Below are 12,559 nucleotides of genomic sequence, written 5' to 3'. Positions count from 1 at the left end.
TCAAATCTGAACTCTCAAATCTGAACTCTCAAATCTGAACTCTCAAATCTGAACTCTCAAATCTGAACTCTCAAATCTGAACTCTCAAATCTGAACTCTCAAATCTGAACTCTCAAATCTGAACTCTCAAATCTGAACTCTCAAATCTGAACTCTCAAATCTGAACTCTCAAATCTGAACTCTCAAATCTGAACTCTCAAATCTGAACTCTCAAATCTGAACTCTCAAATCTGCAATCTAAAAAAACTATCTTCCCATATAAATCAAAAGCACAGAAATATCACTTGGAGAAACTCCGCTTATTCTTGATGCCTGAGAAATAGTTACAGGTTTTATTTTATTCAATTTTTGCTTTGCTTCAATAGACATTGATTTGATTTTGTTATAATCAAAATCTTCAGGAATTTTAACATCTTCCAAACGGGAAAGTTTGTCAGCGTTATTTCTTTCCTTTTCAATATAACCCGAATATTTCACCTGAATTTCGGCTTGTTCTAGAATTTCCTGATCAAGATCATTTTCGGCAACATATTCTTTTACTTTTTCAAATTTCAAAATATCTTCCAAATCAATCTGTGGTCTGGAAAATATTTTAAACATTTTATCGCCTTGCGAAATTAAAGCAGATTCCTTTTCTTCAAGAATCGGATTTGTCTCAGCAACTGAAACACTCGTCTCTTTAAAAAAAGAAACCATTTTTTCAGATTCATTTAATTTCTTTTCCATACGGCGTAAACGCGCTTCCGAAGCTAAACCAATTTCATACGACAAAGGCGTTAATCGAAAATCAGCATTATCCTGACGAAGCAGTGTTCGGTATTCTGCTCTAGAAGTAAACATACGATAAGGTTCTTCTGTCCCTTTCGTAATTAGATCATCAATCAAAACTCCGATATACGCTTCGTCTCTTTTTAAAATCAACGGCGCTTTTTCGTGAACTTTTAAATGAGCGTTAATTCCAGCCATCAGACCTTGTGAAGCTGCTTCTTCATACCCGGTCGTTCCATTAATCTGTCCGGCAAAATACAAACCTTCAACTAACTTCGTTTCCAGCGTATGCTTTAATTGCGTCGGCGGAAAATAATCATATTCTATTGCGTAACCAGGACGAAAGAATTTCACATTCTCAAAACCCGCAACAGTACGCAAAGCTTTAAACTGAATATCCTCCGGCAACGAAGTTGAAAAACCATTTACATAAACCTCACAAGTATTCCATCCTTCTGGTTCAACAAAAAGCTGATGACGCTCTTTATCAGCAAAACGATTTATTTTATCTTCAATAGAAGGACAGTATCTTGGACCAATACTTTTTATTCTTCCGTTAAACATTGGAGAACGATCAAAACCTTCTCTCAAAATATTATGAACCTCATTCGAGGTGTATGTCATGTGACAGGATTTTTGAAATTCTAAAGGCTTAGTCAAATCCGAGTATGAAAACTTATCTGGTTTAGCATCTCCTTTTTCTTCATTCATTTTAGAATAATCCAAAGAACGCCCATCCACTCGCGGAGGCGTTCCTGTTTTCATTCTTCCAGCTTCGAAACCTGCTTGAATCAAATCTTCGGTAATTCCGAACGCAGCACTTTCTCCAGCACGCCCTCCTCCAAATTGTTTTTCTCCGATATGAATTAAACCATTCAAAAAAGTACCATTTGTCAGAACAACTGATTTAGATCTGATCTCAACTTCTAACGAAGTTTTGATTCCTTTTATCTTTCCGTTTTCGATTATCAGCCCTTTTACCATTTCCTGATAAAAATCCAAATTAGGAGTTCCTTCCAGCATCATTCTCCATTCTTCGGCAAAACGCATACGATCACTTTGAACTCTCGGTGACCACATTGCAGGACCTTTTGATTTATTCAGCATCTTGAACTGAATTGCAGTTCTGTCTGAAACAATTCCGGAATATCCTCCAAGCGCATCAATCTCACGAACAATTTGACCTTTGGCAATTCCGCCCATTGCAGGATTGCACGACATTTGTGCAATGTTCTGCAGACTCATTGTAACCAATAAAGTTTTGGATCCCAAATTTGCTGCCGCTGCCGCGGCCTCGGAACCTGCGTGACCCGCACCTACCACAATTACATCATACTCTTCTAAAAACATTTTCTTTTATATTAATCCTTTTCAAAAGGAATTATGAATTTTCAAAATTACGTTCCACGTGAAACACTTTAATTAAATCATGTTTTTTTTAAACGCGTTCCACGTGGAACACAAAAACAAAACTTAAATTTTAATCTAATTTTATTTCAAAAAACTTTACGTTCCACGTGGAACGTAATACTTTTTTATATAATTTTGATAGGTTTAAATCTACTGTTCCACGTGAAACATGGCGATTTTTTCATCTTCTTTATTTCGCATTAAAGCTTCGTCTTCTTCAGATTTATCTTTATATCCGCAGTAATGTAAAACACCGTGAACCAATACTCGTTTTAATTCGTCTTCGAAACTTGTATCGTAATCCTTTGAGTTGTCTAAAACCCTTTCTACAGAAACAAAAATATCACCACTGATTTCGTTGCCCATCGTGTAATCGAAACTGATAATATCTGTAAGCGTGTCGTGATTAAGATACTCAAGGTTAATCTTGTGAAGGTATTCATCATCACAAAAGATGTAATTGATTTCGCCTTCCGTTTTATTTTCTGAAACTATTACGGAACTTAACCAAGTAGCTATTGCCACTTCATTCTCTAATGTAAATTCCGATTCGTAATTAAAATTGATCATTTGTTATTAAAATAAATTTGAACTTTTTGATTAAAATTCGAGCGCAAAGGTAGCGATTGTCTATTTAATATCTCTATGCTATTTAAATAATCTGAAAGTGCCTTTGGTAAAGGACAAGCCTGATTATTATAGTTCTTGGTATTTGTTTCAGACTGGCGTTTTGGATCTTCTCCCTGAAGACGAATCGCTGTATCCAACTTCAAAAGTTCTTGCTTGATACTATTAGTTCTTTGCAGAGATTCATTAGTAAAGCCTTTGTTTAATAATTGCTTTTCCAATTGCTTCATTTGTTCCAAAGCATTCTGACCGCTGTTACCAATTCCTTTCTTATTCAATTCTTCCTGCAACGCTTCACGAAGCTGTTTTTGTTCTTTGTAAATATCCATGGTCGCTTTTGCGTCTCCTTCTCCATCACCGTCTGAATCTCCATTTTCACCTTGACCTTTTCCTGATTGAGAACCTTTATTTTTACTTTCACCAGGTTTACTTCCTTCACCTTGCTTGTTACCAGGTTTCATGCCCTGCTTCATCTTTTCAGATAATTCACCTTGCTTTTTAATGATATCAGGCAACTGCATTCCGGAACCTTGTCCTGGTTTAGGTTTTCCTCCACTACTACCCGACATCTGCATTTGCATACTGTTTAAAGAATTGCTCAATAAATCTGCTAGTTTGTTGGCAGATGAAATAGCATATTGCTGTTGGGCAAAACCTCTTTGTAATTGCGAATCGGATAAACTTTCCAATGATTTATCGATATTGTATTGTACATTGGCAACCTCTTTTGTTACCTCTTCAGCAATTTTTGGCTGGCGTAACGACATAGCAAAAAGACTGTCATCAATGTGCTTGAACTGTGTTTTTAAGTTCTGCTGATTACGGATATATTTACCAAAAGACGGTGAACCAACCTTAGTCGCCTTGAACTGATTCATTACATCTTCCTGAGAAAATGAATAAGCCAAAAGGTTGTCCAATATCTGACGCAACATTTTTACATCCTCTTCTATCTGGTCTTTGCTTGATTCTTCCATTGCCTTATCCATTGCTTTGGACATTTCCTTCATCTTTTTGGAAGCACTTTTTTGGCTTTGTTTTGCCTTTACTTTATTGTTGTTTTGCAAATCAGAACCAGCTTTATTAAGATCGTCCTTAATGCTTTTTTCCTTATCCAAATCAGATGGAATGTCCATTGGCGATTTTAAATCTTCATTATCTTTGTTCAATTGCTTCAACTCTTCCTGAATCTTTTCGAATTCATCTGTCAGTTTCTTTTGCTCTTGAGCCGAATTCTCCTTTTCATTCTCAGACAATTTATCTTCTTTTTGAGATAATTTATCCAATTTATCAGCTAACTGTTCAGCCTTTTTTTCTACGTAATAACGCTTGGTTAATTCAACCAATTGCGCCAAACTCTTGTTTTGACTTTTGCTATTCTCCTTGAATTTCTCCAGTTTCTGGGTAAAATCTTCATCCTTGATTTTATTGTTCAACTCGTTCAATTCGTCTAATAACTTTTTGTTTTTATCCAATTCCTTATCAGTATTCTCCAAACGTTTTTGCAATAATTCCTTAGTATCATCCTGCTGTTTTGGATTGGATTTATCCAGATTGTTTTTCATCTTGTTGGCAAACTCCTTCATCAAATCATTCTGCTGTTGCTGTTGCTTAATAAATTCATTTATCTTTTGACGATCATTAAAATCCAGACCCTCTTTTTCCTTGGAAGTCTGTTTTAATTTCTCCATCTGAGAAATCTGTTTATCCTGTTTGGACAAGGTTTTTTGCAGACTATTTATCGTATTATTTTGTTCCTGAAGCGTGTTGTTTTGCTTCTCTTCATCAGATAAAATTCTGTTTGAGAAGACAACAGAACGTGAACTTTTGAAATGATGAATAGCATCATTATCAAAAACCTCAAAATAAAAATCGTAGTTCTTCCCTTTTTCTACACCAAGATTACTTGGAAAATTGAACACAAACTGATCGAAAGTATCATGCTTTACAGCTATGGTTCCACGTTTAGCAGTAGCAGGTTTACCAGATTCATAATAAACAATCTGCAGGCGTGACAACCCATAATCATCGGCCAATTGACCAACAAAATAGGAACTATCAACTCCTAAACTATCTGGAGCTTTAGTAATATTGATCGTTGGAAACTGATCTTTGACAACATTCAGCTGATAAGATAGCTTTTCGAAGTTTTTAACTTGATTATTTGATGTAATTATTTGATATTCTGTATTTTGAACTATATTTTTAGTCAAATTAAAGGTGTTTTCCGTTTTAGCGAATGGAAGAGCCTGAGAATCATTTTTCCATGTTACATTCTGCGTTGCATTCGTGTTCATTATCCACGAAACCTGTGTTCCTTCGGGTATAATTCCGTTGCCTGTACCTTTGACAATTGTGCTTTTCATATTCAAATACGAAGGATAAACAAACTTCATCTGAAAATTGGAAATGGTTGGAACAGCTATAACTTTCAATTCATAATCAGGAGAAACAATACTGTTAGCTTCCAAATGAAAGGAAACATTATCCATAGGTTTGGTAATTTTAAACTGGAATTCTCCTGTACGAACCGTTTCCAAAAAGTAACTTTCATGACCAATGAAAATCATAACATTTTCAGGAACAATTTTCCCTTCTGATTTTACAGAAAGAATAAAATCTTTGCCTTGTTCAGAAACCAAATTAGGATTTAAAATCGTAAATCTGAACGGAGCCGGTGGCGTAAAAGCAGAATTAAAATGCACTACCCTATCCAGACTTTGAGAAATGATTTGGCTATTTCCCGAAAGGAAAAAAAAGAGTAAAAGCAAAATTGGTAATACTGCCAGTGGCAAATATTTTTTGTTTACGCTAAAATCAATCGCCTTTCCGAAAGGAATTGGACGAAGAGAATTGGCCTTTTGCTCAATGGAAGCCAACAGCAATTCAGAGTTATAAACACTGGTATCCGATTTTGATAACTGCAGATAGTTTATCAAAGTATCATTCACTTCGGAAAAATGATTTCCAATGATAACAGAAGCTTGCGTATAATCAATCCCCTTCTGAAACTTAAACAATTTGAAGATTGGAAAAAGTATAAAACGCAACAACAGAAAGGCTTCAACTGCTATAAAAAACCAAAACAGCAATGTTCTTCCTTTTGGTTGCAACCAAAGAAAATATTCTATAAAAAGCGTAAACAGGAAATAAATCAATCCAAGCCCTATGAAAAAAAGGACTCCACGGATCAATTCATTGGCATAATACTTCTTTATAAAATCTTCAAGTTTTTGATGTATCGAATAAGACTTTTCCAAAATATCGGTATTAATATAATAACCAATAAAAGTACTAATTTTAATTAGATAATTATCAATTGGAAAATTAGTCAAATAAGCTTAAAACAAGAAATTATCTCATTAACAGAGCATCCACATTTAAAAAAGATAAACACTAATTTCACTAATTAACACTAATTCTTATCAAAATTAAAACCAAATCTTTCAAATTTTTACAGATTCGAATATTTTGTGTAATTAACCAGCAATCTTAATTCGTGCAGATTAGTGTAATTCGTGTCAGAAACTTTTAAAAACGAATACATTATCTCATTGAATTCATTTTCTAATTTTCTAATTCAGAGTCGTATATTTGCAAAAAATTTTCAAGAATGTCAAGACCAGTACGTGTGCGGTTTGCACCAAGCCCAACGGGGCCATTACACATAGGCGGAGTTCGTACCGCTTTATTTAATTATTTATTTGCAAAAAAAAATGGGGGAACTTTTTATCTTAGGATAGAAGACACCGACCAAAATAGATTTGTTCAAGGTGCCGAAGAATACATAATGGAAGCCTTGGAATGGTTAGGAATTGGTCCGGAAGAAACTGTTGGAAAGAATGAAAAGTTTGGACCTTACAGACAAAGCGAAAGAAAACATCTTTACAAACAATATGCCGATCAATTAATTGAATCGGGCAATGCCTATTATGCTTTTGATACTGCTGAAGCTTTGGACGCTCACAGAAAACAGCACGAAGCTGAAGGAAAAACATTTATCTACAATCATCACAATCGTGAAAAACTGGATACTTCATTGGTAATTTCCAAAGAAGAAACTTCCAAAAGAATCGCAAATAACGAAGATTATGTTATCCGTTTTAAAACTCCTCAAAATGAAACTCTGCATTTACAGGACATCATTCGCGGTGAAGTAAAGTTTGAAACTGGCCTTTTGGATGATAAAGTATTGTTTAAAAGTGACGGAATGCCAACATATCATTTAGCAAATATTGTTGACGACCATTTAATGGAAACTTCACACGTAATCCGTGGTGAAGAATGGTTGCCATCTATGCCTTTGCACGTAATGCTCTACCGTGCCTTTGGATGGGAAGCGCCAGAATTTGCACATTTGCCGTTGATATTAAAACCAATTGGAAATGGTAAATTATCCAAACGTGACGGTGACAAAATGGGATTCCCAGTATTTCCTTTAGAATGGAAAACTGAAGAAGGAATTTCATCTGGCTACAGAGAAAAAGGATTTTTTCCTGAAACAGTTGTTAACTTTTTGGCTCTTTTAGGTTGGAATGACGGAACTGATAAAGAAATTTTTTCATTGGAAGAACTTACACAAGCTTTTGATTTAAAAAGAGTTCATAAAGCCGGAGCCAAGTTTGATCCAGAGAAAAACAAATGGTTCAATCACCAATATTTAATGCAAAAAGAAGATTCAGTTTTGGCTGAAGAATATTCTAAAATCATTGAATTAAAACATTTAAACAGACATTATTCATTGAACGAAATGACCAAAATTGTTTCGTTAATAAAAGACAGGGCAGATTTTGTTTCTGATTTTTGGGAAATGAGTGACTTCTTTTTCATTGCACCAACTGCTTACGATGAGAAAGCAAGCAAAAACTGGAAAGCTGAAACACCAGCTTTGATGCAGGAATTGATTTCGGTACTTGAAGAGATAACAGATTTTACTTCTCTAAATATTGAAACCATCGTGAAAGATTGGATGACCAAAAACGAAATTGGAATGGGCAAAGTAATGCAACCTTTCCGATTGAGTTTAGTCGGAGCACTGAAAGGTCCTCACCTATTTGATATTGTCGAAGTTATAGGAAAACAGGAAACAATATCAAGATTGCAAAAAGCTATTTCAAGCATATAAAACTAAAAAGCTCCCAAATGTTTGGGAGCTTTTTTTATTTTCGATTGATAAAATAACTTATCAGATAAGGAACTATCGTCTGTAAAATAGATCTAAAGGGATTTGGAAAACTCTCTTTGTAAGGAGCTAAAAACCCAGCAATTATATTTTCGGGAGTTACTGAATCTTTAGTTTTTTGAATACTTAAAATTAATTTCTGGTAACTGATCTGTTTTTCCAATTTCAGAATTTCTAAATCACGATCAATAGATGCGTAGGAAGAATATTTTTTGTTTTCCATAAATTAATCATTAAAAAAGATTTCTGAAAATTTCTCTAAAATTGGTCCTTCGATTACTTTTTCCTTAACTAAAAATAAAAGTATTGTTGAAATCAGATACATTCCTCCAACAGAAAGAAAACCAAGTGTATAACTTCCGAAGTAATTGCTTAAAGCAAAAGCAACTGCAATGGAACTGAACAACAAAACCATACTAAAGCACAATAAAATCAAAACAAATTTCAAAATCATGGTTGTTGATTTCATTGCAACCTTGAAACCCCATAATTTATAATAGGAAACAGATTTTTCTAAATAAGCCTGAGCCTGATTATGAATCTCTTCCGAATTTTCTTTTATTTTATCAAATGCCATAGACTAAGTTTTATGACTGAAATTTAGCATTTTTTTCTTTAAGTTCCGCTAATTTGTTTTCCAAATAAGAAACTACGTCTTCAGTCTTTTCGCTAAGGCTGGCAACTATGTTATCATAATTGCGGTCGATGTCTTCTTTTTTCAAAACACCATTACCCATTAACTTTTCAGAAACTTCATGTAATTTATCTGTAAGATTGTTTTTCACATCATCAAAACCATCTTTGATTTTTTCTCTTGTTTTGGAACCTTTATCCGGCGCAAACAAAATTCCAAGTCCGGCACCAATTGTTACACCAACCAAAACAGCTACTATTGTATTTCCAGTATTATTTGACATGCTTATAAAATTTAAAAGTTACTATATACTAAATTTACGACTTTATGAACAAACATGTGTTAACAAGCCGTTAAACTGCTAAATATTGGGTGAAAAACTAAAATTAAGCCCTTATATCAACTAAAAAAAATAAACTAAGTGTTGATATATTAAATATAAATAAACACTTTAAAAACGATTTATGAATGTTAATTTTAATAAATAAAATAAATTAAAATTATTTTTAAAATAGATTTAATAAATAATTAGTAAAATTTATTAAATTAAATAAAAACATAGTTTATTATAATTATAAAAAAGAACCAAAAAAACAGAAAATCTACAATTTTTAGCTAAAATTAAAATAAAAGCTTTTAATAAACGAAAAACAAAAAAACATAAATTGGTATAAACAAAATTTTAAAATCCCTTAAAATCAATTTATGAAAGTCAATTTTAATAAGTAAAAATTATTAAAATTTTTAAAACAATCATAATACTATATAATAAAAAAAGCGCTTCATAAAAGCGCTCTTAATAGATAAAATTTATATTTTTTTATTTCGACAGAAATTTTTCAATAAATTCAGTTTCACGTTCTGTTGTACTTTTTGAAGGATTGGATTGCAGTTTCAAAACTTCCTCTCTAAAAGAATTTACAAAATCTGATTCATAATCTAAATTGGATAAATTTAAAATTGCTCTGGAACGAACAAAACTAGATTCACTTCGAAGAGACATCAAATACAATTTAGATAAATCCTCTTTGTCATAATCCGAAGGTTTCAAATTGGCATACTTCAGAATAAAATTAGCAAACAATAAAGAACTTTTATTATTGTTAATGTTCTTTCTGAAAGAGTTTTGCAATAAACTGTAATTAGAAATTCCTGACAGCGTCTCCCCTATTGCTTTTCTGATTGCAATACGTTCTTCTCTTGTGGCAACTTTAAAATATTTATTGATTTCTTTCAGCGAATTATTAATGCTGTTTTCGTCCTTTTTACCTTTTTCTTCCCAAGCATCTTTAAGACCAACAGTCTTGTTAAAAACTAATTTTGAATTAGTTGCATCTTTATCAACAACAAAATAACCCAAACGCTGAAATTGGAAATGATCACCAATTTTAGCTGAAGCTAAACTAGGTTCTACATAACCTTTTACAATTTCCAAAGAAGAAGTGTTCATAAAATCCAAAAAACTTTTCTCTTTGTGACTGTCTGGTGCTTCGTCAATAAACAAGCGGTCATAGAGACGAACTTCAGCTTCTACAGCATGAGCAATCGAAACCCAATGCAGAGTTCCGGCAACTTTACGCTTGCTGGCTTCGCTTCCGCTTCCGCTCAAAGAATCCGTGTCATAAGTAACCTGAATTTCGGTAATTACACCATTAGCATCTTTCGTAACACTTTCACCTTTAATGATATAACCATTTTTAAGACGTACTTCATTACCAATACTTAAACGGAAAAACTTAGCCGGAGCCACTTCCAGAAAATCATCTCTTTCAATGTATAATTCACGGGAAAAAGGCACTTTTCTATAACCAGCCGATTCATCTTCCTGATTATTTTCGGCATCAAGCAACTCCTCTTTTCCTTCCGGATAATTGGTAATAACCACTTTTACAGGATCTAAAACTGCCATTACTCTTGGAGCTGTTTTGTTTAAATCTTCACGCAGACAAAAGTCCAAAAGCGATACATCAATAATGTTTTCACGCTTGGCAACACCTATAACTTCACAAAATTTACGAATAGCACTTGCTGTATAACCGCGTCTTCTAAGTCCAGAAATAGTAGGCATTCTGGGATCGTCCCATCCGCTCACAATGTTTTCCTGTACCAATTGCAGAAGCTTTCGCTTGCTCATTACAGTATAATTCAGATTCAAGCGGGCAAACTCATATTGATGCGGACGCACCCGATTTTCATCATAAATCTGATCCAAAAACCAGTCGTATAATTCACGGTGCATTACAAATTCCAAAGTACAGATTGAATGTGAAATCTGCTCCACATAATCACTTTCACCATGTGCATAATCATACATTGGATAAATATTCCAATCATTTCCTGTACGGTGATGATGGCGGTGTAATATTCTGTACATCAACGGATCACGCATCAGCATATTTGTAGAAGCCATATCAATTTTGGCTCTCAAAACATGGCTTCCTTCCGGAAAATCACCATTTTTCATTCCTTCAAAAAGAGCCAGATTTTCCTCAATAGAACGGTTTCTGTAAGGTCCGTCAACTCCAGCTTGAGTCGGGGTTCCTTTCTGGATTGCCATATCTTCAGAAGACTGGCTGTCAACATAAGCTTTACCTTTTTTAATCATGGCAACTGCCCATTCATATAACTGCTGAAAGTAATCTGAGGAATACACCTCTTCCGACCAATTAAAACCTAACCATTTTACATCTTCTTTGATTGAATCCACATACTCCTGCTCTTCTTTGGCTGGATTAGTATCATCAAAACGTAAATTAACAGGCGCATTGTATTTTAATCCTAAACCAAAATTTAAACATATAGATTTGGCATGGCCAATGTGCAGATAACCATTAGGTTCTGGTGGAAAACGAAAACGTAATTTATCTTGGGGAAAACCGTTTGCTAAACTGTCTTCTATAATTTGTTCAATAAAATGAAGTGATTTCTCTTCTGATGCCATTTTTAAAAATTTTAGCAAAGATAAAAAATTGAGGACAGATAATGGGTAATAACAATATAGACTTTGAATTAAATTTATTAGTATTTTTGCATAAACACTGAAAGCTATGAGACAATTAACAGTAACAATTCCAGACGATTTTTATGAAACTTTTGTTAGTTTTTTCAAGCATATTCCTGATGTTTCCATTGATGAAAATGTAAAGGATGAAGTTCCGCTCTGGCAACAGGAAATGGTTTTGGAACGTATGAAAAATGCAAAGCCGGAGGATTATAGAAGTTGGGAAGAAGTAAAGAAAGAACTGGATAAAAAATGGAATTTCAATGGATAAATTTACCATTGAAATGCTTTTTTGGGCAGAACAAGATTTAAATGAAATTGCAATTTATTATAAAAATTTATCAAATGAATTAGGTGATAAATTTTATATTGAAGTTAGAAATGCAATAGAAACTTTAAAAATCAATCCTTATTATCAGATTGATTCTGATAACTTAAGAAAAATTCATCTTCAAAAATTTCCTTATAAAGTTTATTTTAGAGTTGATGAAGAAAAGAAAATTGTATATGTAGAAGCAATAATTAATGACTATTTATTGCCTTTTTCAAGAAAAAAATAAATAAAATGGGCATCATAAAACTAAAAAATATACGCACTTTCTCATACCACGGCTGTTTGATAGAAGAAGGAAAAATAGGTTCAGATTATAGTGTTGACTTAGAAATAAGCACCAATTTGAAACAATCCTCCGAATCCGATAACTTAAAAGATACTGTAGATTATGTACATTTAAACAAGATTGTGGTAGAAGAAATGGCTATCCGATCGAATTTACTGGAGCATGTAGCCAAAAGAATCATCGATAGAGCCATGTCTGAACTAGAAACTGTTTCAAGAATTAAAGTAGCTGTTTCAAAAATAAATCCTCCTATTGGTGGTGACGTTGAAGCGGTTACAATTGAAATGGAAGAAGAACGTAATTTTAAATTGTATTAA

11 protein-coding genes are annotated in these 12,559 nt (G+C 33.4%); 4 read left to right on the top strand and 7 right to left on the bottom strand.

The annotated features are described in order from the left end of the window. Nucleotides 1-246: 246 nt before the first annotated feature. From mnmG to ABEG11_RS13515, 3 genes are all read right to left on the bottom strand, one after another. A complete protein-coding gene (mnmG, locus tag ABEG11_RS13525; RefSeq protein ID WP_348824693.1) occupies nucleotides 247-2,118 on the bottom strand; it encodes a tRNA uridine-5-carboxymethylaminomethyl(34) synthesis enzyme MnmG in 1,872 nt (623 codons plus the stop codon). A 210-nt stretch (nucleotides 2,119-2,328) separates the two neighbouring features. Then, the gene (gene ybeY, locus ABEG11_RS13520; RefSeq protein ID WP_348824692.1) at nucleotides 2,329-2,748 is read right to left on the bottom strand and encodes an rRNA maturation RNase YbeY; all 420 of its coding nucleotides are present in this window, start codon (nucleotides 2,746-2,748) and stop codon (nucleotides 2,329-2,331) included. Further along, nucleotides 2,745-6,065 carry a hypothetical protein gene (locus ABEG11_RS13515; protein ID WP_348824691.1) on the bottom strand — a complete coding sequence of 1,107 codons (3,321 nt, stop codon included), beginning with the start codon at nucleotides 6,063-6,065 and terminating at the stop codon, nucleotides 2,745-2,747. Before ABEG11_RS13515 ends, ybeY begins: the two co-directional genes overlap by 4 nt. A gap of 353 nt (nucleotides 6,066-6,418) precedes the next feature. On the opposite strand from ABEG11_RS13515, the gene gltX reads away from it, so the two are divergent. Continuing rightward, the gene (gltX, locus tag ABEG11_RS13510; protein WP_348824690.1) at nucleotides 6,419-7,930 is read left to right on the top strand and encodes a glutamate--tRNA ligase; all 1,512 of its coding nucleotides are present in this window, start codon (nucleotides 6,419-6,421) and stop codon (nucleotides 7,928-7,930) included. A 34-nt stretch (nucleotides 7,931-7,964) separates the two neighbouring features. Here the strand turns inward: gltX and ABEG11_RS13505 are convergent, their stop codons facing one another. From ABEG11_RS13505 to ABEG11_RS13490, 4 genes are all read right to left on the bottom strand, one after another. Next, complete coding sequence (locus ABEG11_RS13505; protein WP_194642465.1) at nucleotides 7,965-8,210, bottom strand: DUF6327 family protein; 246 nt, start codon at nucleotides 8,208-8,210, stop codon at nucleotides 7,965-7,967. A 3-nt stretch (nucleotides 8,211-8,213) separates the two neighbouring features. Further along, the gene (locus tag ABEG11_RS13500; protein ID WP_348824689.1) at nucleotides 8,214-8,564 is read right to left on the bottom strand and encodes a competence protein; all 351 of its coding nucleotides are present in this window, start codon (nucleotides 8,562-8,564) and stop codon (nucleotides 8,214-8,216) included. A 10-nt stretch (nucleotides 8,565-8,574) separates the two neighbouring features. Next, nucleotides 8,575-8,904: a YtxH domain-containing protein gene (locus ABEG11_RS13495; RefSeq protein ID WP_348824688.1), complete on the bottom strand. Its 330-nt coding sequence runs from the start codon at nucleotides 8,902-8,904 to the stop codon at nucleotides 8,575-8,577. 537 nt (nucleotides 8,905-9,441) lie between these two features. Next, nucleotides 9,442-11,562 carry a glutamine--tRNA ligase/YqeY domain fusion protein gene (locus ABEG11_RS13490; protein ID WP_348824687.1) on the bottom strand — a complete coding sequence of 707 codons (2,121 nt, stop codon included), beginning with the start codon at nucleotides 11,560-11,562 and terminating at the stop codon, nucleotides 9,442-9,444. A 106-nt stretch (nucleotides 11,563-11,668) separates the two neighbouring features. On the opposite strand from ABEG11_RS13490, the gene ABEG11_RS13485 reads away from it, so the two are divergent. Genes ABEG11_RS13485 through folB form a run of 3 tightly spaced genes read left to right on the top strand, consistent with a single transcriptional unit; the run spans nucleotide 11,669 to nucleotide 12,559 of the window. After that, a complete protein-coding gene (locus tag ABEG11_RS13485; RefSeq protein WP_348824686.1) occupies nucleotides 11,669-11,893 on the top strand; it encodes a hypothetical protein in 225 nt (74 codons plus the stop codon). Beyond that, nucleotides 11,886-12,182: a type II toxin-antitoxin system RelE/ParE family toxin gene (locus tag ABEG11_RS13480; protein WP_348824685.1), complete on the top strand. Its 297-nt coding sequence runs from the start codon at nucleotides 11,886-11,888 to the stop codon at nucleotides 12,180-12,182. Before ABEG11_RS13485 ends, ABEG11_RS13480 begins: the two co-directional genes overlap by 8 nt. A 5-nt stretch (nucleotides 12,183-12,187) precedes the next feature. Beyond that, entirely contained in the window at nucleotides 12,188-12,559 is a 372-nt protein-coding gene (gene folB, locus ABEG11_RS13475) for a dihydroneopterin aldolase (protein ID WP_348824684.1), read from the top strand.

This window comes from Flavobacterium aestuarii (assembly GCF_040049115.1).
In the GTDB taxonomy this organism is placed as follows: domain Bacteria; phylum Bacteroidota; class Bacteroidia; order Flavobacteriales; family Flavobacteriaceae; genus Flavobacterium; species Flavobacterium aestuarii.
Note: the sequence above shows the minus strand (reverse complement) of the source record. Positions and strands in the feature narration are given on the sequence as shown.